Raw genomic sequence first — 23,660 nt, 5'->3', positions numbered from 1 at the left:
ATGGTACTGAAGGGAGTTGTACTAAAGGGCAGTCCGTGTCAGCCGGACAGTTTCAGCAGCAATTGCACCCGGTCCGGCACCCCCAGCTTGCCGAAGATGGCGGTGAGGTGTGCCTTGACCGTGCGTTCGGAGATGTCCATGTCACGGGCGATCTGCTTGTTGCTCTTGCCCTCGCGCAGATGGCCGACCACTTCGCGTTCGCGCTCGGTCAGCTGTGCCAGCAGCGGGCTGTCGACGTGGGCGAGCTGTCCGAAGCGGGCGCACAATTGCTGCATCAGGCCGACACCGACCCAGATGCCATCCGCGGCCGCCACCGCGCCGGCCTGCTGCAGTGTTTCCGGCTGCGAGAAGGCGTGGAGAAAACCCGCCGCCCCGGCGCCCAGCCACTGCACCGCCTCGCGGTCGGATGGCGTGCTGCTCAGCACGATCACACGGGCGCGACCGAAATCGCCGCGACACAGTCGCTGCAACAGGGTTGCATCCTGATTGTCGGCATCGACCCACACCACCCCCTGCGCGCAGCGCTGCGGCTGCCCGGCCAGCGCCGACAGGGAGTCGTACACCTCCAGCTCGCGGTCCAGAGCGGCCTGCAAGTGTTGCTGCAACGAGGGACTGCTGGTGATGAGTAGGGTCGGCATGTCAGCGCTCGCTCAGGGCTTGTGCCTTGGCACGGAGTACCGGTTTCAGGAGATAGTTCAGCACGCTCTTGTGCCCGGTGATGATGTCGACCTCCGCCACCATGCCGGGGATGATCGGCAGTTTCTTCTCGCTCAGGTGCGCGGCGTCGGTCTTGACCTTGACCACGTAGTAGGTGTTGCCCTTGTCGTCGGTGATGGAGTCGGCACCGATCTGGTGCAACTTGCCCTTGAGGCCACCGTAAATGGTGGAGTCATAGGCGGTGAAGCGGACAAACACCGGTTGCCCCGGGTGCAGGAAGGCGATGTCGCGCGGCGACACCTTGGCCTCGATCAGCAACGAGTCGTCCAACGGCACGATCTCGAGGATGTCGCGGCCCGGCTGCACCACGCCACCGACGGTATTGACCAGCAGGCGCTTGACCTCACCTCGTACCGGCGAGCGGATCTCGGTGAGGTTGACCTTGTCCTGCAGTGCGGCACTGCCGGCGCCGAGCGTACTCAGCTTGGCCAGCGTTTCCGACAGCTCGGTACTGGCCTGGTTGCGGAACGCCAGCTCCACCTCCTGGATCTTGCGGTTGGCCTCGCTGATCGCGGACTGGATCTTCGGCACCTGCGCATTGGCCATGTCGCGTTCGCCGCGATAGCGCGACACATCGCGCTCCAGCCGCAACACGTCTACCTCGGACACCGCGCCGGATTTCAGCAGCGGCCGCGTCACGGCCAGTTCACGCGTGGTCAGCTCCAGCCCCTGGTTGGCCTGCTCGCGCCGTGCGCGCGCCTCGTTCAGCTCTTCAGTGCGCTGCGCCAGTTGCTGGCGGGCGATGGAGACGTTGGCGTCCAGTTCCATGCGTTTGGACTGGTAGAGGTCCATTTCCTGACGCGCGATTTCCGGCGCCTGGCTGGTCACCTCCGGCGGCAGCGAGAACGGCTTGCCCTCGGCCAGTGCCCGCAGCCGCGAGGCCTTGGCCTGCAGCGACAGTACCTGCGACTGGTTTTCGTTGAGCGAAGACACGAAACGGGTGTTGTCGACCTGCAGCAACAGTTGGCCGCGCTCGACCACATCGCCCTCTTTCACCAGGATCTTCGACACCACGCCGCCATCCAGGCTCTGCAGATGCTGGATCTGGCTGGTCGGCACCACCTTGCCCTCGCCGCGCGCCACTTCGTCCAGCGTGGCGAAGGCCGACCACAGCAGTGCCGACACCAGGAACAGGCCGATCACCCAGATGAACATGCGCGGCCGCTGCGGATTCTGCTCCAGAATCGCCCACTCGGCGTCGGCGGCAAAATCCTGGCGATCCTGCAAATCCTCCGCCGAGGTCCAGTCCAGTACGCGGCGCACCAGCGGGCTGCGCTTGGCCTGCGACGTTTCCCACAGCCTGTTGATCAGTTTCTTCATACTTGAGCCCTTCCGATCTTGCCTTGTTGCAGGGCCTGAACCACCTCTGCTTTCGGGCCGTCCGCCAGGATGCGGCCCTGGTCGATCACGATGATGCGATCCGCCAGATCCAGCAGCGCGGTGTGGTGCGTCACCAGCACCATGGTCTTGCCCGGCATGATCTTCTCGAAGGTGCGCTTCATCGCCGCCTCGGTACTGTGGTCCATATTGCTGGTCGGTTCGTCCAGCAGCATGATGGGCGGGGTGTTCAGCAGCGCGCGGGCGATGGTGATCGCCTTGCGCTGGCCGCCGGACAGCGACTCGCCGCGCTCGCCGATCACCATGTCGAAGCCTTCCGGATGGCTGTTGACGAACTCGCTCAGTCCGGCCAGGTCCGCCGCGGCGGCGATACTGGCATCGTGCACGTGCGGCTGGCCCATGCTGATGTTCTGGCGCAGCGTGCCGTAGAACAGCACCGGCTCCTGCGACACGTAGCCCACATTGCGGCGCAACTCGGCCGGATCGATCTGGCGCAGGTCGACCCCGTCAATGCGGGTCGAGCCCTGCTGCGGCTGGTACAAGCCCATGATCAGCTTCTGGATGGTGGACTTGCCGGAGCCGACACGGCCGAGGATGGCCACCTTCTCGCCGGCACGGATGCGGAACGACACATTATGCAGCGCGCCAAGCGGGCTGTTGGGGTAGGTGAATGACACGTTGGAGAACTCGATGTCACCGTTGAAGTGGGTGCGGTGGAAGAAGGTGGCTTCTTCCTCGCGCTCCACCGGCATCTTCATCAGCCCTTCCAGCGAGCCCAGCGACGACTTGGCGTTGTTGAACTGCGTCATCAGACCGGCCACCGCCCCCATCGGCGCGATGGCGCGGCCAGCCAGCATGGTGCAGGCGATCAGGCCGCCGACCGAGGTCTGTCCCTCCTTGATCAGGTAGACACCGATGATGATGATCGACACCGACATCAGCTGCTGGATGAAACCGGCGAAGTTCATGGTCACCGCCGACAGGAACTTGAGGCGGCTGCCGACCTGGGCCAGGAACAGCGTCGCCTTTTCCCAGCGCCCCTGCAGCACGCCTTCGGCGCCGAGGGTCTTGATGGTTTCCAGACCGACCAGGCTTTCTACCAGGTGGGCGTTACGCTGCGACGAGGCGCGGAAGGTGGTCTCGGTCAGCTCCTGCATCTGGCCCTGTACCGTAAAGGCCAGCAGCAGCATCAGCAGGATCGCCACCAGCGGCGGCAGCACCATCCACGGCGAGATCCAGAAGATCACGAACACGAACAGCAGCGCGAACGGCACGTCCACCAGCGTGGTCACCGTGGCGGAGGCGATGAAGTCGCGCACCGTCTCGAAGGCACGAAGGTTGGCCGCAAAGGCGCCGACCGAGGCCGGGCGCGCCTCCATGCGGATGCCGAGCACACGCTCCATGATCAGCGCCGACAGCATCACGTCCACCCGCTTGCTGGCGAGGTCGATCAGGTAGCCGCGGGTCAGCTTGAGGATGAAGTCGAACACCAGGATCAGCAGCACACCCAGCCCCAGCACCCACAGCGTGTCGAACGCCATGTTGGGCACCACGCGGTCGTACACGTTCATCGAGAACAGCGGGAAGACCAGCGCGAAGATATTGACGAAGAAGGCGGCGATCAACGCGTCGCGATACAGCGGACGCCCCTGCAGGATCGCGTGCCAGAACCAGTGCTGGGTGCGTGCCTTGTTCAGCTCCGGCACCCGCTTGTCGAAGCGGAAACGCGGCTTGACCACGATGGCCAGGCCGCTGTAGCGCGCGGCCAGCTCGCTGCCGCTGAGCACCTGCACCGCCTCCGGCAGTTCGGCCGGGCTGATGTAATAGTTGCCGTCGGCATCGATCTCGCGCAGCAGACAGGCGTCATTGCCGTTGAGCAGCAGCACCGCCGGCAACAGCGCCGCCGGCAGCTCGTGCAGCGGCTTGCGCAGCACCCGCGACACCAGACCGGCGCGGCGCGCCGCGCGCGAGAACATCGCCGGGGTCAGCCGCTGTTCTTCCAGCGGAATGCCGGCAATCAGCGAGTCACGGGTGGTGGTGATGCCGTGCTGCCGGGTCAGTTCGAACAGGCAGTCCAGCAGGGGATCCAGATGGGTGGCACGTTGCGAAATATCCGCCTGTGCGCCTTTGTGTTCCTGATTATTCATATGCGGTCTTTGTCAAGGCATCGCCTTTGGATCTTCGTGGGCAACGAAAGCTGCGGCCGGCATTTGCACGTGGCGTTATTAGTATCACGGCATGGCAAACTTGCAAATATATTTTGATTTATTATAAACAGACTATTGCAATTAAACACCGTTCGCAGCGCCAATAACAAAAGCCAGCTTACAGGAAGCTGGCTTCTTTCTACACAAAACCCGGTTCAGTGCTGCTGCAAACGGATCGCCCTGACAAAAAGTACGACACTGGCGAAATAGCACACCGTCAGCAACACCTCGACCAGCGCCAGCGTTTGCGACAGGCCGCTGTCCGACCAGGCTCGCATCACGCCCTCGGCAAAGAAGGCGAGGATGAACATGCTGGACCACTGGTAGGTGTAGACCCGCTGGCGCAGCACCCCCATCAGCGGCAGCAGCAGCAGCACCGCCTTCAGCACCAGGAAGGAGCCGCCGGGACGCAGCGGCGCCAGCACCAGCTCCCACGCCAGGCTGAGCATGATCAGCGCGATCAGGCTGCAGACCGCAGCCCAGTGAAACAGACGGGCATTAGTCATGGCTCGCCTCCGCCTGACGGCCGGTCAGCACCGCCATCAGGATGCCGGCTTCGTACAGCAGCCACAGCGGCAGCGCCATCATGATCTGCGACAGCACGTCCGGCGGCGTGACCACCGCGGCGATGACGAAGGCAGCGACGATCACGTAGGGGCGGCCCTCGCGCAGCTGCGCAAGGCTGACCACGCCCATGCGATGCAGCACGATCACCACGATCGGCACCTCGAAGGTGACACCGAAGGCGACGAACATGCCGAGCACGAAGGACAGGTACTTGTCGATGTCGGTCATCATCGACACCCCTTCCGGCGTCACCGCGCTCATGAAGCCGAACACCACCGGGAACACCGCGAAGTAGGCAAAGGCCATACCGACAAAAAACAGCAGCACGCTGGAAATCACCAGCGGCAGTATCAGCCGTTTCTCGTGGTTGTAGAGTCCGGGCGCGACAAAGGCCCAGATCTGGTACATGGTATTGGGTAGCGACAGCAGGAAGGCGACCAGCATGGTGACCTTCACCGGCACGAAGAACGGCGCGGTCACGTCGGTGGCGATCATGTTGGTGCCGGCCGGCAGCACGTCCAGCATCGGCTTGGCCAGCAGGTGGTAGATGTTGCCGGACCAGTGGAACAGCGCCAGAAAACACACCAGGATGCCAAGCGTAATGCGCACCACGCGGCTGCGCAGCTCGATCAGGTGCGCGAGCAAAGGTTGTTGATCGCTCATTCGCGCGTTTTGACCACAGGGTTGTCAGGTTGCGCCGCAGGCGGCGCAGTATTGAAAAGATCCAGCTGGTTATCGTCCGCCACCGCGAGCGGTGGCGCAGCGCTCGGGCTTTCGTCCGCAGGATCGGCCGGTGGAGCGATCTGGCGCGCCGCCTCGTCCAGCAGCTGGCCGGCTTCCTGCTCCACCACCTGCGCCGTCTGACTGATCTGCTGCGACAGCTCGCGCACACCGGCGACCTCGCTCTCGATCTGGCTGCGGAAGGCGTCGGCCGCCTGCTGCACGTCCTGCTTCAGGTCGTCGAAACCGGCCATCTGGCTGTGCTGATGGATGTCGGCCTTGACGCTGGCGACAAAACGCTGCGCGCGGCCAACCAGCGCACCGATGGTACGGGCAACGGTCGGCAGCCGTTCCGGCCCCAGTACGATCAGGGCCACCAGGCCGACAATCAGCAGTTCGCCGAAACTGATATCAAACACGCGGCTTACTTCTTGTTGTCTTGGTCGACATCAATCACACGGCCGCCCTGTTCCTGCTTGTCGCCTTCGGCGCCCTTCATGCCTTCCTTGAAGCCTTTTACCGCACCGCCCAGATCTTCGCCGATGTTGCGCAACTTCTTGGTGCCAAACACCAGGACCACCACCAACAAAACGATCAGCCAGTGCCAGATGCTAAAAGAACCCATGACCACTACCTCAATGTTGAACGGACGCGCTGCGCCGCATGGTTATTTGTTGCCGTAGACGTGTACGTGCAGGTGGAACACTTCCTGACCGCCACCGCGACCGGTGTTGATCGCGGTCTTGAAACCACGCTCCAGGCCCTGCTCTGCCGCCAGCTGCGGCGCCAGCAGCATCAGCTTGCCCAGCATCGCCGCGTCGTCGGCGCCGCAGTGCGCCAGCGACTCGACGTGCCGTTTCGGCACCAGCAGGAAGTGCACATCGCCGGCCGGCTTGATGTCGTGGAAGGCCACCACGTCGTCGTCTTCGTATACCTTGTTGGCCGGGATGTCGCCGGCCGCAATCTTACAGAAAATACAATCGCTCATGTCTACTCTCTCTGCCTCAGGACTGCGGGTTGCGTGCGGCTTTTTCGTCGAGGCCGGAGATGCCCTCGCGGCGCTTCAGCTCCACCAGCACGTCTTCCGGCCGCAGGCCGTGATGCGCCAGCAGCACCATGGAGTGGAACCACAGGTCGGCGACCTCGCGCACCAGGTGCAGGCGGTCCTTGTCCTTGGACGCCATCAGCACCTCGGCCGCCTCTTCCGCCACTTTCTTCAGGATCGCATCCTCGCCCTTGTGGAACAGCGAAGCCACATAGGACGAGCTGGGGCTGGATTCCTTGCGGGCTTCCAGCGTGTCACCAATGTGCTGTAGTACGTCAGCGGCAATCATGTCCATCCTTTCAAACCGTCAGCGCGGCCAGTATATGTCGATTCTGTGACAATTCGATAACAAGGCGTAGCAGGGTCAACCCTTGCCCTGCGGCTCAGTGCTGATGCCCGCCGTAGATGGCGTGCGGATCCTTGAGCACCGCGTCGGTGACCTGCCACTCGCCGTCGCGCAGCACGCGGAAGAAGCAGCTCTCGCGGCCGGTGTGGCAGGCGATGCCGCCGGCCTGTTCGATCTGCATGGTGATCACGTCGCCGTCGCAGTCGAGGCGCAGTTCCTTCACCGTCTGCAGGTGGCCGGACTTCTCGCCCTTTTTCCACAGCTTCTGGCGCGAGCGCGTCCAGTAGTGGGCGATGCCGGTTTCGGCGGTCAGCTGCAGCGACTCGCGGTTCATGTAGGCGACCATCAGCACGCGGCCCGTGTTGGCATCCTGGGCGATGGCGACCACCAGTCCCTTGTCGTCCCACTTCACTTCGTCCAGCCAGTTCAGAGCAGTCATTGCGGCCAACCTTTACAAACGCACTTCGATGCCGGCGGCACGCATCGCTTCTTTCGCCTGGCGCACCGTGTACTCGCCGAAATGGAAGATGCTGGCGGCCAGCACCGCGTCGGCCTTGCCCAGCGTCACGCCTTCCACCAGATGCTGCAGGTTGCCGACGCCGCCGGAGGCGATCACCGGCACCGGCACCGCGTCCGACACCGCCCGTGTCAGCGGCAGGTTGAAGCCGATCTTGGTGCCGTCGCGGTCCATGCTAGTCAGCAGGATCTCGCCGGCGCCGTATTCCGCCATCTTGACCGCCCACTCCACCGCGTCCAGCCCGGTGGCCTTGCGCCCGCCGTGGGTGAAAATTTCCCAGCGGTCGTTGGCCGGCGACACCGCCTTGGCGTCGACCGCGACCACGATGCACTGGCTGCCGAACTTGTCGGCGGCCTCGCGCACCAGCTCGGGATTGGTAATCGCCGCGGTGTTGATGCTGACCTTGTCGGCACCGGCGTTGAGCAGGCGGCGGATATCGGCCACCTGGCGCACGCCGCCGCCGACCGTCAGCGGGATGAACACCTGTTCCGCCACCGATTCGATCACGTTGAGGATCAGGTCGCGGTCGTCGGAGCTGGCGGTGATGTCGAGGAAGGTCAGTTCGTCGGCGCCCTGCTCGTTATAACGCTTGGCGATCTCGACCGGGTCGCCTGCGTCACGCAGGCCGACAAAATTGATGCCCTTGACCACGCGACCGGCAGTCACGTCCAGGCAGGGGATGATGCGTTTGGCTAGAGACATGGTGTTCTGTACTGAAGGTTGGCCGCAGGGCTGCGGCCAACCTTGGGGGTTATTTCAAACTGCCTCAGGCTTCGGACAGTTCGTCGGCCAGATCCTGCGCGGCGGCAAAGTCGATGCTGCCTTCGTAGATGGCGCGGCCGGTAATGGCGCCCTCGATGCCTTCGCTCTCCACCGCGCACAGGTTGCGCACATCGTCGAGATTGGTCAGGCCGCCGGAGGCGATCACCGGAACAGTCAGTGCCTGCGCCAGCTTGACGGTGGCGTCGATGTTGACGCCGTTCATCATGCCGTCGCGGCCGATATCGGTGTAGATCACCGAGTTCACGCCGTAGTCTTCAAAGCGCTTGGCGAGGTCGATCACGTTGTGGGTGGTGACCTTGGCCCAGCCGTCGATGGCAACCATGCCGTCCTTGGCGTCGAGACCGACGATCACCTGGCCGGGGAAGGCGTCGCAGGCGTCGTGCAGGAAGCCCGGGTTCTTCACCGCGGCGGTGCCGATGATCACGTATTTCAGGCCCAGGTCGAAGTACTTCTCGATGGTATCCAGGTCGCGAATGCCGCCGCCGAGCTGTACCGGCATGTCGTCGCCGACCGCGCCGAGAATGTCGCGGATCACCGACAGGTTCTTCGGCTTGCCGGCAAAGGCGCCGTTCAGATCCACCAGGTGCAGGCGGCGGGCGCCCTGGTCACGCCAGTGCAGCGCGACCTTGACCGGGTCATCGGAAAAAACGGTGGCGTCGTCCATCACGCCCTGTTTCAGGCGTACGCATTGACCATCCTTGAGGTCGATAGCAGGTATCAGCAGCATGGTGCGAACAGAATCTTCGGTAAGTTAAACAGTGCCATCCCAGGCCAGGAAGTTCTTCATCATCTGAAGTCCGGCGCGATGGCTCTTTTCGGTGTGAAATTGGGTGGCAAAGATATTGCCACGTCCGACGATACAGGAAAACCGGTCGGGGTACTCGCTTTGTGCCAGCGTCAGCTGCGGGTCCTGCGGTGCGAAGTGGTAACTGTGCACAAAATAGAAACGCTCGCCGTCTTCGATGCCGGCGAACAGCGGGTGCGGCACCAGCTGGAACACGCGGTTCCAGCCCATGTGCGGCACTTTCAGGCGCTCGCCGTGCGCGTCGCGCAGGTTGGCCGCGAAGCGTTTGACCTCGCCCTTGAAGATGCCGAGGCCAGGGGTGTTGCCCTCCTCGCTGCGCTCGAACAGCAGCTGGGCGCCGACGCAGATGCCGAAGAACGGCTTGGTCTGCGTGGTTTCGCGTACCGCCTCGGCCAGGCCGTGCGCGTTCAGCTCACGCATGCAGTCCGGCATCGCACCCTGGCCGGGAAACACCACCTTGTCCGCCGTCACCACCCGCTCCGGATCGGAGGTCAGGAAGATGTCGGCGCCGATGTCGTTGACGCTCTGCACGGACTTCAGCACCGAGTGCAGATTGCCCATGCCGTAATCGATGACGGCTACCTTCATGCGGTCAGGGTCCCCTTGGTCGATGGCGTGATGCCGGCCATGCGCTCGTCGAACTCCACCGCCATGCGCAGCGCGCGGCCGAAGGCCTTGAACACCGTCTCCGCCTGGTGGTGGCTGTTCACACCGCGCAGGTTGTCGATGTGCAGCGTCACCATGCTGTGATTGACGAAGCCGTGGAAGAATTCGCTGAACAGGTCGACATCGAAACCGCCGATGGCGGCACGGGTGAACGGGATGTGGTACTGCAGTCCGGGGCGGCCGGACAGGTCGATCACCACCCGCGACAGCGCCTCGTCCAGCGGCACGTAGGCGTGGCCGTAGCGGCGGATGCCTTTCTTGTCGCCGATGGCCTTGGCGAAGGCCTGGCCCAGCGTGATGCCGATGTCTTCGACGGTGTGATGGGCGTCGATGTGCAGGTCGCCGCGCGCGGTGATGTCGAGGTCGATCAGGCCGTGGCGGGCGATCTGGTCCATCATGTGATCGAGAAACGGCACGCCGGTATCAAAGCGGCCGACGCCGCTGCCGTCGAGATTGACGGTGGCGGTGATCTGGGTTTCCAGGGTATTGCGGGTAACGGTAGCGGTGCGCATGGTGGCTCAGGCAAAGTAGGTGGTGATCGCGGCCAGAACCGCGGTGTTTTCGTCCGGGCTGCCGACGGTCAGGCGCAGGCAGTTGGCCAGCAGCGAATGGTAGCCGTGCAGGTTTTTCACCAAGATGCGCGCCTCTTTCAGCGCGGCAAACAGCGCCGGTGCATCCGGCACGCGCACGGTAAGGAAGTTGGCCTCCGACGGGAACACCTTCAGCTGCGGCAGCGCGCTCAGCGCTGCGGCCAACCTTTCGCGTTCGCGGCGCAATTCCGCCGCCTGCGCGTCGAATACCTCGATATGGCGCAGCGCGAACTTGGCGGCGGCCTGGGTCAGCACGTTGATGTTGTACGGTGGGCGCACCTTGTCCAGCTGCGCCATCACCTGCGGGTGACCGGCGGCATAGCCCAGACGCAAGCCGGCGAGGCCAAGCTTGGACAACGTGCGCATCACGATCAGGCGCTCGTGGCTGCCGGCCAGATCCATGAAGCTGTCGTCGGCAAACGCCTGGTAGGCCTCGTCGACCACCACCAGCCCCGGGGCGGCATCGAGTATCGCCTGCACCTCGGCGCGGGCAAAGCGCGGCCCGGTCGGGTTGTTGGGGTAGGACACGAACACTACCGCCGGCTGTTCGCTGGCGATGGCGGCCAGTGTGGCCGGCAGGTCGAGGCTGAAGTCGGCGGCCAGCGGCACGCCGACGTAGCGCACGCGCGAGAACTGCGCGTTAAGCCTGTACATCACGAAGGACGGCTCCAGCGCCATCACCACGGTGTCGGGAGTGGCCAGTGCCTGGGTGATCAGGGTGATGATTTCGTCGGAGCCGTTGCCGAGGACGACGTCGGCGGCGGCCGGGATCGCGAAGGCCGCCTTGAGCTGCTCCTTCAGGCCATCGCCATGCGGATCGGGGTAGCGGTTGAGGGCGACATCGGCCAGGGTCTGCCCCAGCTCGCTGCGCAGCGGCTCCGGCAGACGGTACGGGTTTTCCATGGCGTCCAGCTTGATGAAGCCGGCGGCATCGGCAACGTGGTAGGCCTGCATGGCCAACACGTCGGGGCGGAACAGCTGCTGTATAGACATTTTATTCGACATTTCGTTACCGGCGCCGCCGGATGGAACTGCCGGCAAAGCCCGACACAATCAATTCACAAGGCTTTCATCCTACCTGTTTTGGCAGGGGTCGCCTAGCGCCGCGACGGCTTTTCTGCGGCGGTGCAGCAACGCAGCGCCGCCGCACCATGACATGAAAATGGCCAGCAGTGCCGGCCATGACAAGACGGTGACGGCTCGCCGCGCGCTCAGTCGCCGGCCTGATCCAGCCGCAGTTCGGCGGCGCGGGCGTGGGCGGTCAGCCCCTCGCCGTGCGCCAGCACGCTGGCGATCTTGCCCAGCTTCTGCGCGCCGGCGTGCGACACGCGGATCAGGCTGCTGCGCTTCTGGAAGTCGTACACACCCAGCGGGCTGGCAAAGCGCGCGGTACGGCTGGTCGGCAGCACGTGGTTGGGGCCGGCACAGTAGTCGCCCAGGCTCTCCGAGGTGAAGCGGCCCATGAAGATGGCGCCGGCGTGCCGCAGCTTGTCCAGCCAAGCTTCCGGCTGAGCCACCGACAGCTCCAGGTGCTCCGGCGCGATGTAGTTGGAGATGGCGCAGGCCTCGTCCAGGTCGCTCACCTCGATCAGCGCGCCGCGGTTGCCGAGGCTGGCCTCGATGATGGCGCGGCGCGGCATGGCCGGCAGCAGTTTTTCGATGCTGGCCTCGACGCGGGCGATGTAGTCGGCGGATGGGCACAGCAGGATGGCCTGCGCGATCTCGTCGTGTTCGGCCTGGCTGAACAGGTCCATCGCGATCCAGTCCGGGTCTGTGTCGCCGTCGCAGATCACCAGGATCTCGGACGGGCCGGCCACCATGTCGATGCCGACCACACCGAACACGCGGCGCTTGGCGGCGGCCACGTAGGCGTTGCCCGGGCCGGTGATCTTGTCTACCTGCGGCACGCTCTCGGTGCCGTAGGCCAGCGCGGCGACAGCCTGCGCACCGCCACAGGTGAACACCTTGTCCACGCCGGCAATATAAGCGGCCGCCAGCACCAGATCGTTCTGTTCGCCGTTCGGCGTCGGCACCACCATGATGATTTCGCCCACACCGGCCACCTTGGCCGGCAGCGCGTTCATCAGCACCGAGCTGGGGTAGGCGGCCTTGCCGCCGGGCACGTAGATGCCGACGCGGTCCAGCGGCGTCACTTGCTGGCCCAGCAGGGTGCCGTCTTCGTCCTCGTAGCTCCACGAGTGCGCCAGCTGCTTTTCGTGGTAGCGGCGCACGCGCTCGGCGGCGGCTTCCAGCGCCTCGCGCACGTGGGCCGGCAGGCGGTCGTGGGCGGCTTGCAGCTGCTCGCGGCTCAGCGTCAGCGCCGCCATGTCGGCCACGCTCATGCGGTCGAAACGGTTGGTGTATTCCACCACCGCCGCGTCGCCACGGGCTTTCACGTCGTCGCAGATGGCGGCGACGGCGGCGTCCACCGCCGGGTCCTGGGCGGTTTCGAACGCCAGCAGCGCCTTGAGACGGGCATCGAAATCGGCTTGGGAAGAAGACAGGCGTTGCATGGTTACGGCTCCATAGGCTTGCGGCCAACCTCAAGGTTGGCCGCAACAGGCATTAGGCTTACTGCGACACCGCGCCGGCGAAGGCGTCCAGCACCGGCTGGATGGTGTCGTACTTGAGTTTGAGCGCGGCCTGGTTCACCACCAGTCGCGAGCTGATGTCGATGATGTGTTCCACCGCCTGCAGGTTGTTGGCCTTCAGCGTGCTGCCGGTGGATACCAGGTCGACGATGGCGTCGGCGAGGCCGACCAGCGGCGCCAGCTCCATCGAGCCGTACAGCTTGATGATGTCGACGTGCACGCCCTTGGCGGCGAAATGCTCGCGCGCGATCTGCGGGTACTTGGTGGCGATCTTCAGGCGCGCACCGTGCTTGACCGCGGCGTCGTAGTCGAAGCCGTTTTCCACCGCCACCATCATCTTGCACTTGGCGATGTTGAGGTCCAGCGGCTGGTACAGGCCGGCGCCACCGTGCTCGATCAGCACGTCACGGCCGGCGATGCCCAGGTCGGCGGCGCCGTACTGCACGTAGGTCGGCACGTCGGAGGCGCGCACGATCACCAGCTGCACGTCGGGACGGTTGGTACCGATGATCAGCTTGCGCGAGGATTCCGGGGCTTCGGCGGGTTCGATGCCGGCAGCGGCCAGCAGCGGCAGGGTTTCTTCAAAAATGCGGCCCTTCGAGAGGGCAATGGTCAGGGTCATGATATTGATGCGTTGCAATAATGGGGATCAGCGTACCAGAGCCCGGCGCTCTCGCTCAAGGTTGGCCACGTAACGTTGCACCATGGTTTCGCGCGGGGTGTTCATATTGGCGAAGCAGCATCCGGCGCGGATGCTTTCCTGGCCGTTTTTATGCTGAACCGGAATCAGGTGGCGGATTTCCAGCTGCACCTGCAGCACGCCGAACGGCTTCAGCTCGATCGATACCTGGTAGCGGTCGGCGATATGGAACTTGGCCGCCTGTGCCGTGGACAGCACCAGTGCGGCACCGCCGAGGCTGATATCGGCCAACGGCAGCGACAGCTCGCCGGCGGGATGGTCCAGAAACTGGCACAGCACCGGATTGGCGATCGGGGTGGGAATGCGGAAGAACTCGCGGCGCTGCAGCTTGATCACCTGCTCCGGTAGGTCTACCTCGAAGGCGTCACCGCCCTGGAAGCTGATGCGACGCGGCTGGCCGGTGGAAAACTGGGTTTTGACCCCGGCCGGCGAGCAGACGTAGATGTTGCGCTCGCTCTCCAGGAACAGCTTGTTGGCGTGCTCGTTGGCCCCCCAGTCCAGCACCATGGTGCGCGCGGCGCTATCCAGTTCCAGGATGCGGGTGAGGATGAAGGATTTTCCCTTGTTGGAAAATACCGTCACCATCTGTCCCTGCTGCACGATGCCGCGCAGGTGATACACCACTTCAGCCGTGCTGGTCAGCGTGTATTTGCTCAGGTCTATGCTGGGCGAGGTGCCGCCACTGGCGGCACCGGGCGTGAGGTCATCGGTCACGGTTACGACGTCCGGAATGCGGTAGTAAGGGATACAACGGTCACTACGCAGTTTAACCCAATAAGGCCTTTACATCATGGGCGATATCGCCGGCCGGCGTGGCGTAGGGCAAATACACCCGCAGCTTGCCCTCCCGGTCGAACAGATAGCTGCCGGCGCTGTGATCCACGGTGTAGCCGCCGCCCGCTGCCGGCTGGCGCTGGGCGACGATCTTGAAGTGGCCGGCCACGGCGGCAACTTCCGCCTCGCTACCGGTCAGGCCGAGAAAGCGCGGGTCGAAATGCGGGACGTAACCGGCCAGCACCGCCGGCGTGTCGCGCTGCGGGTCGACGCTGACGAACAGCACCTGCAGCCGCTCGCCGTCGGCGCCCAGCTGCTTCGCCACCTGGGCGAACTCCAGCATGGTGGTCGGGCACACGTCCGGGCAGTGGGTATAGCCGAAGAACAGCGCCACCACCTTGCCCTTGAACTCGTCCAGCGAGTGGCGCTTGCCGTCGTGACCGGTGAGGGTGAACGGCTGGCCGAAGCTGGCGCCGCTGATGTCGGTGCCCTTGAATGCCAGCGGCGGTGGTGTGCTATCACAGGCGGCCAGTCCGGTCATCAAGGCAACAAGCAGCAGCAAGCGTACAAGCAGGGGCATGGGGTCATCCACTCAGGGGCAGGAAAAAGACGCGGTCAAGCAACAGGGCGGCGAACAGCCAGGTCAGGAACTGGATCGACCAGCGGAAGCAGCGCCGCGCGGAGTCGTCAGCATAATGACGGTGCAGGCGGGCGGCAAGCAGCACAAAGCGCGCGTTGAGCAGCAGGATGGCCAGCAGGTACACCGCCCCCGCCGCCTGCAGCGCCAGCGGCAGCAGGGTCACCGCCGCCAGCAGCACGGTGTAGAGCAGGATGGACAGCGTGGTGAACGGCTGACCGTGGGTCAGCGGCAGCATCGGCAGGCCGGCGCGGGCGTAGTCGTCGCGGCGGTACAGCGCCAGCGTCCAGAAATGCGGCGGCGTCCAGGTGTAGATGATCAGGAACAGCACCATCGCCATCGCGCTGACCTCGCCGGTCATCGCCGCCCAGCCGAGGATGGGCGGCATCGCGCCGCTGGCGCCGCCGATCACGATGTTCTGCGGCGTGTTCGGCTTCAGCAGCAGGGTGTAGACGATGGCGTAGCCGGCAAAGGTGGCCAGCGTCAGCCACGCGGTCAGCGCGTTGACCAGCGCGATCAGCAGCGCCATGCCCAGCCCCAACGCGGTCAGCGCCACCAGCAGCGTCTCGGCCGCCCCCAGCTCGCCGCTGGCGGTGGCGCGGCGCGCGGTACGGCGCATGCGGGCGTCGATGGTGCGCTCCACCAGGCAGTTAATCATCGCCGCGGCGCCAGCCACCAGCGCGATGCCGAGCGTGGCGGCCAGCATGCGGCCGGGGTCGGGCCAGCCCGGCACCGCCAGCACCATGCCGATCACGGCGCAGAACACGATCAGCGCCACCACTTTCGGTTTCGCCAGCTGCCACAGGGCACCGGCATGACGACGCAGGGAGGGAGTGGTCAGGGCGGTCATCGTGTTCTCCTCGGGGTGGGATCCAGCGACAGCAACAGCAGCGTGGCGACGATCAGCAGCAGCATGGCGCCGGCGTTGTGCGCCACCGCCAGGGGCAGCGGCAGTTGCAACAGCACATTGCCGACACCGAGCGAAACCTGCAGCAGCCAGCTGCCCAGCAACAGGCACAACAGCGGCCGCAGCGGCGACTGGCGCCACAGCCGCAGCGCCAGCCACAGCAGCAGCAACGACACCAGCGCGGCGCCCAGCCGGTGCGCCCAGTGCATGGCCAGCAGATGGCTGCCCAGCAGCGGCGCGCCGTCCTGGCCTTCGCCCAGCTCGCGCAGCAGATGGAAGGCGCCCTGCCACTGCGCGTCCGGCCACCACGCGCCGTTGCAGGCCGGAAAGCCCTGACAGGCCAGCGCCGCGTAATTGCTCGACACCCAGCCGCCGAGCGCGATCTGCAGCAGCAGCAGCAAGGGCAGCAGCGACGCCAGCGCAAAGCTGGCCGACCCAACCGCATGGCGCTGCGGCAGGCGCCGCTGCCACCAGCAGCAGGCGGCCAGCAGCGCCGCCAGCGTCATGCCACCCAGCAGGTGGGCGCTGACGATGGCCGGTTTCAGCAGCAGGGTGACGGTCCACATCCCCAGCGCGCCCTGCACGCACACCAGCAACAGCAGCAGTGCTGCCCAGCCGCGCAGCCGGCGCTGGCGCCAGGCCAGTACGTTCAGTGCCAGCAGCAGCAGGCCGAGGCTGGCGGCGAGGTAACGATGGCTCATCTCCTTCCACGCCTTGGCCAGGCTCACCGGGCCGTCAGGGTTGGCCGCATGCTGCTCCTGGATCAACGGCGCCGCGTGCAGCGGCGACAGCCGGCCATAGCAGCCCGGCCAGTCCGGGCAACCAAGACCGGCATCCGACAGCCGCACGTACGCCCCCAGCGGCACCACGATGCACACCAGCAACAAGGCCAGCCACAGCACGCGTCTCATCCTGCCACCCTTCCCTGCCCGTACCGACACGGACAGCCGTTGCCGCGGCCACTTTAGCCGAGGCTGTTATTGTTTTTCAGCACACTGCGGATTTCCCTGATCACCGCCGCCGGCGCGGCGCCATCCGGGTAGAACAGCACGCCGTTGCCGTGCGGGTCCACCAGATAGAAACCGTCCTGCCGCAGCGTAGCATCGGCCTGCTGGCGCCGCACCAGCCGCGTGGCGGCCTCGCCCTGCGCGGTGTGGATCTGCCGCATCGCGAAGCGGCGCTGCTCGCAGGCCAGATTGCAGCTTGCGGCAGCGTCGAGCAGCACCCAGCGCCCTTGCGGCCAACCTTGCTGCCGTGCCTGCGGCAGCGGTGTCGCCAGCAGCTGGCCATAGCTCTTGCCGCCGGCTGGCGGCAGCCAACGATACGACAGCCAAGACGCCAGCACCGGCAGCACGCACAGCAGCGCAATCAGCAGCAACTTAATCCGTCCGCGATCCCGAGCGCTCATCCCGTCCCCTCCTCTGCACGATCCATGCTCCTGTAATCAGGCATAGCCCAAGCAGCAGCCATTGCAAGGCATAGGCATAGTGGCGCTGCGGATCGAACGGCGGCCGCACCGGCCACGGTTCCAGTGGCGGCAGGGTCACATCCAGCACCAGCAGGCCGTCGTGCAGCCGCCCCGGCAGGCGCCGCGCCAGCGCCGCCCAGTCCAGCGCATCGACCTCGCCTCGATCCGCCACCCGCGCACCGGACAGCAGGTAGGGCTGCGGTCGCGGCAGCCAGTAGCCCTGCAAGCGCAACGGTGGCAGCGGAATACGCACGTAGGCCGCCGGCCCGCGCAGCCATCCGCGATCGACCACCACCCAGCTGCCGTCGGGCAGTTGCACCGGCTGCCAGATGCGGACGCCGCTGGCCCCGCCGAGCAGCGCATTGGCGACGCGGATCTCCGGTTCGCTGCCGCGTACCTGCAACCAGGCGCGCTGGCCGGCCGGCACCGTGCTGGCGGCCAGTGCGGCCAACGGTTGCGGTGCCTGCCGCAGGTTGAACTCGTGGTGGAGCAGCTGCACCTGCCGTTGCTGGCCGCGCTGCCACTGCCACAGCGCCAGCAAAAAAGGCAGCAGCGCCAGCAACCACAACAGCCACGCCAGCCGCAGCCGGCCACGCTGGCGGCGAAAGCCGGCACGGCTGCTAGACTGGATTACACCCACCGGAGGACATGTCATGAAGATTGCCGCCATCACCCTGCTGTTGCTGATCATGCTGACGCTGGCCTTTGCCCTGCGCAGCGTCAGCCGAGGCACCTCGCCGCGCCAGACCGCCAGGGCACTAACCCTGCGCGTGGCGCTGTCGCTGGGGCTGTTCCTGCTGCTGATGGCCGGCGGCATGCTGGGCTGGTGGCTGCCGCACGGGCGCTGAGAACCTGTTCACGATCTGCTGCGCGTCGGCGATACGGCGTTGAAAACGCCTTCGGAATGCTCATTTACCACTTGTAAACTCCGCTTCCTCAGCCGTTTTCGCCTTGTCTCGCTCTAGCTCGCTAGATCGTAAACACGTTCAGATGCGTCCCGCCGCTACAGCCAGTACACGAACACGAACAGGATCAGCCACACCACGTCGACAAAGTGCCAGTACCACGCCGCGGCCTCGAACGCGAAGTGGTGCTCGGCATTGAAATGCCCGCGCAGCACCCGCAGCCACACCACCGCCAGCATGATGGCGCCGAGCAGCACGTGCAGACCGTGAAAACCGGTCAGCATGAAGAAGGTCATGCCGTAGGCGCCGGAGGCCAGCGACAGGCCCAGCTCGTTCATCGCGTGCGCGTACTCGTAAATCTGCAGCCCGAGGAACAGCGCGCCCAGCACCACCGTCAGCCCGAGGCCGCCTGTCAGCTGCCTGCGGGAGCCGGATAGCAGCCCCCAGTGCGCCCAGGTCAGCGTGGCACCGGACGACAGCAGGATCAGGGTATTGATTGCCGGCAGCCCCCACGGCCCCATCGCCTGGTAGGTGGCGCTGATGCCGGGGCCGGTGGCCAGCGGCCAGCTGGCGGCAAAGCCGGGGTACAGCAGCTGGTGCAGTTCGTTGCCCAGCTCCGGCACCGAGATGGTCCGCACGTAGAACAGCGCGCCGAAGAAGGCGGCGAAGAACATCACTTCTGAAAAGATGAACCAGCTCATGCCCCAGCGGAACGAGGCATCCTCGCGCCGCTGGTAGCGGCCGGACAGACTTTCGCGGATCACGTCGCCAAACCAGCCGAACAGCATCCACAGCAGGATCAACACGCCCAGCAGCAGGCCGAACTTGCCGGCAGCGATGCCGTTGACGGTGAAGGCGCCGCCCAGCCCCAGCGCAAACAGCGCCACCGCGCCAATGACCGGCCAGCGCGACGGATCGGGCACGAAATAGTGGTGCGAGGTGTCGTTATGCATGATTCCTCCGTCCGCTCAGGGCGCCGTCAGCCAGCTGACCAGCAACAGCAGGCCGCCGACAAACAGCGCCACCAGAATGATCGCCGCCGCGATGAGGTCGGCAAAGCGCAACTGGCGGTCAACGTTGGCCGCACGTCCGCGCCGCACGCCGAAAAACGCGCAGAACACCGCCGCAAACGCCCGTAGCGGATTCATGATCGCCCCGGCACATCAAAGATGGTGTAGGCCAGCGTGATGCTGTCGAGTCCGGCCGGCACGTTCTTGTCGATCACGAACACCACCGGAAAGCGCTTGGTCTGCCCTGGCTCAAACGCCTGCTGCGCAAAGCAGAAGCAGTCCAGCTTCTTCACGTACTCCGCCGCCGCCGCCGGCAGGTAGCGCGGGATCGCCTGGCCGATCACCTGGCGGTTGCTGGCATTGGTGATCTCGTAATCGACGCGCACGAACTCGCCCGGCACCGCGCGCAGCGTGCGCGTCAGCGGCCGCACCTGCCACGGCAGCCCCGGCTGCACCGTGGCGTCGAAGGTCAGCAGCACCGGCGCCAGCGGCGTTGCGGCCAACCTTTGGCTGCCGACCTCGTCCGGCCGTTGCAGGCTGCCCAGCCCGGTCAGCCGGCACAGAGCGTCGTAGACAGGGATCAGCCCCCAGGCGAACACGAACATCACGCAGGCCAGCAGCAGCAGCTTCAGCAGCAGCAGGCGGTTGTCGTGCAGGGTGGCGGGCGGCTTGTTCATGTCAGTGGTGCTTTCCGCCGTGCATGGCATCGATGCGGCCGTTTTCGCCGACTTCCAGATCCGGCGCCTCGACAAAGCTGTGATACGGCGCCGGGGTGGCGATCTGCCACTCCAGCGTGTCGGCGCCCTCCCACGGCTTGGCCGCAGCCGGCCGGCCGTGGCGCAGGCTGTGCAACATGTTGGCGAAGAAGATCAGCTGCCCCAGCCCGAAACAGAAGGCGCCGACGCTGGCCATGGTGTTGAAGTCGGTGAACTGCATGTTGTAGTCGGGAATGCGGCGCGGCATGCCGGCAAGGCCGAGGAAGTGCATCGGGAAAAAGGTCACGTTGAACCACAGCAGCGACCACCAGAAGTGGAACTTGCCCCAGAACTCCGAGTACATGCGCCCGGTCATTTTCGGGAACCAGTAGTACACCGCGGCGAACAGGCTGAACAGCGCGCCGGCCACCAGCACGTAGTGGAAGTGCGCCACCACGTAGTAGGTGTCCTGCAGCTGGATGTCGATGGCGGCGATGCTCAGCGTCACCCCGGACAGGCCGCCGACGGTAAACAGGCAGATGAAGCCGATGGCGAACAGCATCGGCGTTTCGAAGCTCATGCTTCCCTGCCACATGGTGCCGATCCAGTTGAATACCTTCACCCCGGTCGGCACCGCGATCAGCATCGTCGCGTACATGAAGAACAGCTGCGCGGTGGCCGGCATGCCGGTGGTGAACATGTGGTGCGCCCACACCATGAAGCTGAGGATGGCGATGGAGCTGGTGGCGTACACCATCGAGGTGTAGCCAAACAGCGGCTTGCGGCTGAAGGTGGGGATGATGTGGCTGACGATGCCGAAGGCCGGCAGCGCCATGATGTAGACCTCGGGGTGGCCGAAGAACCAGAAGATGTGCTGGTACAGCACCGGGTCGCCGCCGCCGGCGGCATTGAAGAAGTGGGTGCCGAAGTGACGGTCGGTCAGCACCATGGTCACCACCCCGGCCAGCACCGGCATCACCGCAATGATCAGGTAGGCGGTGATCAGGCTGGCCCAGGCGAACATCGGCATCTTCATCATCGTCATGCCCGGCGCGCGCAGATTCAGGATGGTGACGATGATGTTGATCGAGCCCATGATCGAGCTGACGCCCATGATGTGGATGGCGAAGATGGTCAGGTCCATGCCCATGCCCATCTGGGTGGACAAGGGCGCGTACAGCGTCCAGCCCGCCGCCGCCGCGCCGCCGGGCACCGCGAACGAGAGCAGCAGCAGCAGCGCCGCCGGCGGCAGCAGCCAGAAACTCCAGTTGTTCATACGCGCAAACGCCATGTCCGGCGCGCCTATCATCAAGGGCAGCATCCAGTTGGCGAGGCCGGTGAACGCCGGCATGATGGCGCCGAACACCATGATCAGCCCGTGCAGGGTGGTGAACTGGTTGAACAGCTCCGGCTGCCAGAACTGCAGGCCGGGGCGGAACAGCTCGGCGCGGATGCACAGCGCCAGCACGCCGCCGAAGATGAACATGCTGAACGCGAACCACAGGTACAGCGAGCCGATGTCCTTGTGGTTGGTGGCGAACAGCCAGCGGCCGATGCCGCTTGGCTTGGCGTGGTGGCCGTGCGCGGTGTCGTGCGCCGGCTGCAGTGCACTGTCGATCGCAGTCATGCCCTCTTCCCCCTTACGCTTTGCCGCCACGGGCAGCCTTGATGTCCTTCGGCTGCACCACGTCGCCGGTGTGATTACCCCACGCGTTGCGCTCGTAGGTGATCACCGCCGCAATATCGGTATCCGACAGCTGCTTGCCCCAGGCCGCCATCGCGGCGTTCTTCTTGCTGCCGTTGAGCACGATATCGATGTGGCCGGGCTTGTCCTTGGTGGCAATAGCCGAGCCGTCCAGTGCCGGGAAGGCGCCGGGGATGCCCTTGCCGTTGGCCTGGTGGCAGGCGACGCAGTTCTGCGTGTACACCTTCTCGCCGCGCGCCACCAGTTCGGCCAGCGGCCAGATCTTGTTCGGATCTTCAAGGTTGGCCGCAGCGGCTTTTTGTCTTGCGGCCAACCATGCCTGGTAATCGGCCGGCGCCTTGGCCTCGACCACGATGGGCATGAAGCCGTGGTCCTTGCCGCACAGCTCGGCGCACTGACCACGATAGGTGCCGGGGCGATCGACCTTGAACCAGCTGTCGCGCACGAAGCCGGGAATCGCGTCCTGCTTCACCCCCAGTTGCGGCACCCACCAGGCGTGAATCACGTCGTTCGCGGTCAGCAGCAGCCGCACCTTGGTGCCGGTCGGCACCACCAGCGGCTGGTCGACCTCCAGCAGGTAGTGTTCGCCACGATCGGCCACCTGGTGGATGGCGCTTTGCGGCGTGGCCAGATGGCTCATGAAGGCGACGCCGTCGTCGAGATAGTCGTAGTGCCACTTCCACTGGTAGCCGGTGACCTTGATGGTCAGCTCGGCGCCGGCGCTGCTCTTCTGCTGCAGGATCAGCCGCGTCGCCGGCCACGCCATCGCCACCAGGATCAAGAGCGGAATCAGCGTCCAGACGATCTCGACGGTGGTGTTTTCGTGGAAGTGTTTCGCCTGATGACCGGCTGATTTTCGGTGGCGCAGGATGGCCCAGAACATCACGCCGAAGACCAGCACGAAGATGCCGCCCGTGATGTACAGCAGCAGCATGTGCAGGTCGTAGATATCCTGCGCGATGCCGGTGACCGGCGGCTGCAGATTGACGCCGGCCGCCAGCACGGCAGGCGACCAGCCGGTGAGCAGTAACAGGACGCGACGACTGGCCATGGCGTCTTCCCCAAGTAAAGTCTCGTGTTGGCCGGGAACCCGGTCGCTGACCGCGATCTGTGCCGCAGCGCTTTATCGAGAATAGGAAGATCAGCCGATAAAACAAGTATTTATCATGGTGCGGCGCCGCAAACCGGCGCCGCCATTCAGGCTGCCCGCGCCTCGTAAGGCAGGCTCAGCAATGGTTCGCCCAACGCGCGCGTAAGCGTCGCCAGATTGTCTTCAAAGGCCAGCTGCGCCGGCACCACGCGGTTGGCGATCCAGCCGGCCAGGGTGCAGCCGCTGGCGCGGATCGCCTGCGCCGTCAGCAGCGCGTGGTTGATGCAGCCAAGCCGCATGCCCACCACCAGGATCACCGGCAGCTGCAGCTGCTGCGCCAGGCCCTGCATGTCCAGCGTGTCAGACAGCGGCGCCAGCCAGCCGCCGGCGCCCTCCACCAGCACCACGTCGGCGTCTGCGGCCAACCTTTGGTAGTGCTCGACGATCAGCACCGGATCGATGCTCACGCCGGCCTCGCGCGCGGCGATGTGCGGCGACACCGGGGGCAGGAAACGGTACGGGTTCATCAGCGCCAGATCGGTCTGCCCGGTGGCGGCGGTGAGACGCACCACGTCGTCGTTAAGCAGGCTGCCATCGGGCTGCAGCTCGCAGCCGGAGGCCACCGGCTTCATCGCCAGCACGCGTTTTCCCTGCGCCTGCCAGTGGCGGATCAGCTGCACCGCGCTGTGGGTCTTGCCGATCTCGGTATCGGTGCCGGTAATGAAATAGCCTTGTGCCACGGTATGGATCCTGTCATTGAGTGGCCATCAGATGCGGCCAAACCGGAAAATGAAAAGACAGACGCGACAAGGCCGACCTCGTGGGTCGGCTGTCTGCGTCTGCCGTGGTACTGGCAAAGGCGGAAGGGTGCGGCCTT

The 23,660-nt window shown here is 65.2% G+C and carries 30 protein-coding genes; 1 reads left to right on the top strand and 29 read right to left on the bottom strand.

The annotated features are described in order from the left end of the window. Window positions 1-38: 38 nt before the first annotated feature. From PQU96_RS14775 to PQU96_RS14665, 23 genes are all read right to left on the bottom strand, one after another. The gene (locus PQU96_RS14775; RefSeq protein WP_272773172.1) at window positions 39-638 is read right to left on the bottom strand and encodes a LuxR C-terminal-related transcriptional regulator; all 600 of its coding nucleotides are present in this window, start codon (window positions 636-638) and stop codon (window positions 39-41) included. Window position 639: 1 nt separating this feature from the next. After that, a complete protein-coding gene (locus PQU96_RS14770; protein WP_272773171.1) occupies window positions 640-2,037 on the bottom strand; it encodes an HlyD family type I secretion periplasmic adaptor subunit in 1,398 nt (465 codons plus the stop codon). Continuing rightward, the gene (locus PQU96_RS14765) at window positions 2,034-4,202 is read right to left on the bottom strand and encodes a type I secretion system permease/ATPase (RefSeq protein WP_272773170.1); all 2,169 of its coding nucleotides are present in this window, start codon (window positions 4,200-4,202) and stop codon (window positions 2,034-2,036) included. Before PQU96_RS14765 ends, PQU96_RS14770 begins: the two co-directional genes overlap by 4 nt. A gap of 215 nt (window positions 4,203-4,417) precedes the next feature. Next, entirely contained in the window at window positions 4,418-4,768 is a 351-nt protein-coding gene (locus tag PQU96_RS14760; protein WP_272773169.1) for a DUF2069 domain-containing protein, read from the bottom strand. Continuing rightward, window positions 4,761-5,492 (bottom strand): twin-arginine translocase subunit TatC, encoded by a 732-nt coding sequence (gene tatC / locus PQU96_RS14755; protein ID WP_272773168.1) that lies wholly within the window; start codon window positions 5,490-5,492, stop codon window positions 4,761-4,763. Before tatC ends, PQU96_RS14760 begins: the two co-directional genes overlap by 8 nt. Next, entirely contained in the window at window positions 5,489-5,968 is a 480-nt protein-coding gene (tatB, locus tag PQU96_RS14750; RefSeq protein ID WP_272773167.1) for a Sec-independent protein translocase protein TatB, read from the bottom strand. The genes tatC and tatB overlap by 4 nt, the downstream gene beginning before the upstream one ends. 5 nt (window positions 5,969-5,973) lie before the next feature. Next, window positions 5,974-6,174, bottom strand: coding sequence for a Sec-independent protein translocase subunit TatA (gene tatA, locus PQU96_RS14745; protein ID WP_272773166.1), 201 nt, complete (start codon window positions 6,172-6,174; stop codon window positions 5,974-5,976). Window positions 6,175-6,216: 42 nt separating this feature from the next. Beyond that, window positions 6,217-6,537, bottom strand: a complete 321-nt coding sequence (locus PQU96_RS14740; RefSeq protein ID WP_272773165.1) for a histidine triad nucleotide-binding protein — start codon at window positions 6,535-6,537, stop codon at window positions 6,217-6,219. Window positions 6,538-6,553: 16 nt separating this feature from the next. Then, a complete protein-coding gene (locus PQU96_RS14735; RefSeq protein WP_189375106.1) occupies window positions 6,554-6,883 on the bottom strand; it encodes a phosphoribosyl-ATP diphosphatase in 330 nt (109 codons plus the stop codon). A gap of 94 nt (window positions 6,884-6,977) precedes the next feature. Then, window positions 6,978-7,379: a phosphoribosyl-AMP cyclohydrolase gene (gene hisI, locus PQU96_RS14730; RefSeq protein WP_272773164.1), complete on the bottom strand. Its 402-nt coding sequence runs from the start codon at window positions 7,377-7,379 to the stop codon at window positions 6,978-6,980. Between the two features lie 12 nt (window positions 7,380-7,391). Continuing rightward, window positions 7,392-8,159, bottom strand: a complete 768-nt coding sequence (gene hisF, locus PQU96_RS14725; RefSeq protein WP_272773163.1) for an imidazole glycerol phosphate synthase subunit HisF — start codon at window positions 8,157-8,159, stop codon at window positions 7,392-7,394. Between the two features lie 64 nt (window positions 8,160-8,223). Beyond that, entirely contained in the window at window positions 8,224-8,967 is a 744-nt protein-coding gene (hisA, locus tag PQU96_RS14720) for a 1-(5-phosphoribosyl)-5-[(5-phosphoribosylamino)methylideneamino]imidazole-4-carboxamide isomerase (RefSeq protein WP_120812437.1), read from the bottom strand. A 24-nt stretch (window positions 8,968-8,991) separates the two neighbouring features. Further along, window positions 8,992-9,633 (bottom strand): imidazole glycerol phosphate synthase subunit HisH, encoded by a 642-nt coding sequence (hisH, locus tag PQU96_RS14715; RefSeq protein ID WP_272773162.1) that lies wholly within the window; start codon window positions 9,631-9,633, stop codon window positions 8,992-8,994. Next, window positions 9,630-10,223 carry an imidazoleglycerol-phosphate dehydratase HisB gene (gene hisB / locus PQU96_RS14710; protein WP_120812434.1) on the bottom strand — a complete coding sequence of 198 codons (594 nt, stop codon included), beginning with the start codon at window positions 10,221-10,223 and terminating at the stop codon, window positions 9,630-9,632. The genes hisH and hisB overlap by 4 nt, the downstream gene beginning before the upstream one ends. 6 nt (window positions 10,224-10,229) lie before the next feature. Beyond that, a complete protein-coding gene (gene hisC, locus PQU96_RS14705) occupies window positions 10,230-11,294 on the bottom strand; it encodes a histidinol-phosphate transaminase (protein WP_272773161.1) in 1,065 nt (354 codons plus the stop codon). A 218-nt stretch (window positions 11,295-11,512) separates the two neighbouring features. Continuing rightward, complete coding sequence (gene hisD / locus PQU96_RS14700; protein ID WP_272773160.1) at window positions 11,513-12,814, bottom strand: histidinol dehydrogenase; 1,302 nt, start codon at window positions 12,812-12,814, stop codon at window positions 11,513-11,515. 58 nt (window positions 12,815-12,872) lie between these two features. Next, window positions 12,873-13,514: an ATP phosphoribosyltransferase gene (gene hisG, locus PQU96_RS14695; protein WP_272773159.1), complete on the bottom strand. Its 642-nt coding sequence runs from the start codon at window positions 13,512-13,514 to the stop codon at window positions 12,873-12,875. A 27-nt stretch (window positions 13,515-13,541) separates the two neighbouring features. Further along, entirely contained in the window at window positions 13,542-14,306 is a 765-nt protein-coding gene (locus PQU96_RS14690) for a flagellar brake protein (protein ID WP_272773158.1), read from the bottom strand. Between the two features lie 52 nt (window positions 14,307-14,358). Further along, window positions 14,359-14,946, bottom strand: a complete 588-nt coding sequence (locus tag PQU96_RS14685) for an SCO family protein (RefSeq protein ID WP_272773157.1) — start codon at window positions 14,944-14,946, stop codon at window positions 14,359-14,361. A 4-nt stretch (window positions 14,947-14,950) separates the two neighbouring features. Further along, entirely contained in the window at window positions 14,951-15,853 is a 903-nt protein-coding gene (locus PQU96_RS14680; protein ID WP_272773156.1) for a heme o synthase, read from the bottom strand. Next, window positions 15,850-16,821 (bottom strand): COX15/CtaA family protein, encoded by a 972-nt coding sequence (locus PQU96_RS14675; protein WP_272773155.1) that lies wholly within the window; start codon window positions 16,819-16,821, stop codon window positions 15,850-15,852. Before PQU96_RS14675 ends, PQU96_RS14680 begins: the two co-directional genes overlap by 4 nt. Before the next feature lie 53 nt (window positions 16,822-16,874). Further along, the gene (locus PQU96_RS14670) at window positions 16,875-17,318 is read right to left on the bottom strand and encodes a hypothetical protein (RefSeq protein ID WP_272773154.1); all 444 of its coding nucleotides are present in this window, start codon (window positions 17,316-17,318) and stop codon (window positions 16,875-16,877) included. Further along, window positions 17,290-18,033 carry an SURF1 family cytochrome oxidase biogenesis protein gene (locus tag PQU96_RS14665; protein WP_272773153.1) on the bottom strand — a complete coding sequence of 248 codons (744 nt, stop codon included), beginning with the start codon at window positions 18,031-18,033 and terminating at the stop codon, window positions 17,290-17,292. The genes PQU96_RS14670 and PQU96_RS14665 overlap by 29 nt, the downstream gene beginning before the upstream one ends. Here PQU96_RS14665 and PQU96_RS14660 point away from each other — a divergent pair. After that, window positions 18,032-18,226, top strand: a complete 195-nt coding sequence (locus PQU96_RS14660; RefSeq protein WP_272773152.1) for a DUF2909 family protein — start codon at window positions 18,032-18,034, stop codon at window positions 18,224-18,226. The genes PQU96_RS14665 and PQU96_RS14660 overlap by 2 nt on opposite strands. Window positions 18,227-18,381: 155 nt before the next feature. Here PQU96_RS14660 and PQU96_RS14655 read toward each other — a convergent pair whose 3' ends face one another. The 6 genes from PQU96_RS14655 to bioD form a co-directional block, all read right to left on the bottom strand. Continuing rightward, the gene (locus PQU96_RS14655) at window positions 18,382-19,236 is read right to left on the bottom strand and encodes a cytochrome c oxidase subunit 3 (RefSeq protein WP_272773151.1); all 855 of its coding nucleotides are present in this window, start codon (window positions 19,234-19,236) and stop codon (window positions 18,382-18,384) included. A 15-nt stretch (window positions 19,237-19,251) separates the two neighbouring features. Continuing rightward, on the bottom strand, window positions 19,252-19,431 hold the full coding sequence (locus PQU96_RS14650; protein ID WP_272773150.1) for a DUF2970 domain-containing protein: 180 nt from the start codon (window positions 19,429-19,431) through the stop codon (window positions 19,252-19,254). Then, window positions 19,428-19,970, bottom strand: a complete 543-nt coding sequence (locus PQU96_RS14645) for a cytochrome c oxidase assembly protein (RefSeq protein ID WP_272773149.1) — start codon at window positions 19,968-19,970, stop codon at window positions 19,428-19,430. The genes PQU96_RS14650 and PQU96_RS14645 overlap by 4 nt, the downstream gene beginning before the upstream one ends. A 1-nt stretch (window position 19,971) precedes the next feature. Continuing rightward, window positions 19,972-21,615, bottom strand: a complete 1,644-nt coding sequence (gene ctaD, locus PQU96_RS14640) for a cytochrome c oxidase subunit I (protein ID WP_272773148.1) — start codon at window positions 21,613-21,615, stop codon at window positions 19,972-19,974. Window positions 21,616-21,628: 13 nt separating this feature from the next. Continuing rightward, window positions 21,629-22,744 carry a cytochrome c oxidase subunit II gene (coxB, locus tag PQU96_RS14635; RefSeq protein WP_272773147.1) on the bottom strand — a complete coding sequence of 372 codons (1,116 nt, stop codon included), beginning with the start codon at window positions 22,742-22,744 and terminating at the stop codon, window positions 21,629-21,631. A gap of 146 nt (window positions 22,745-22,890) precedes the next feature. After that, a complete protein-coding gene (gene bioD / locus PQU96_RS14630) occupies window positions 22,891-23,523 on the bottom strand; it encodes a dethiobiotin synthase (protein ID WP_272773146.1) in 633 nt (210 codons plus the stop codon). Between the last annotated feature and the right edge of the window lie 137 nt (window positions 23,524-23,660).

The organism is Vogesella margarita, assembly GCF_028548475.1.
Classification (GTDB): Bacteria; Pseudomonadota; Gammaproteobacteria; order Burkholderiales; family Chromobacteriaceae; genus Vogesella; species Vogesella margarita.
The sequence above is the reverse complement of the archived record's forward strand: the minus strand, read 5'-3'. Positions and strand labels throughout refer to the sequence as shown.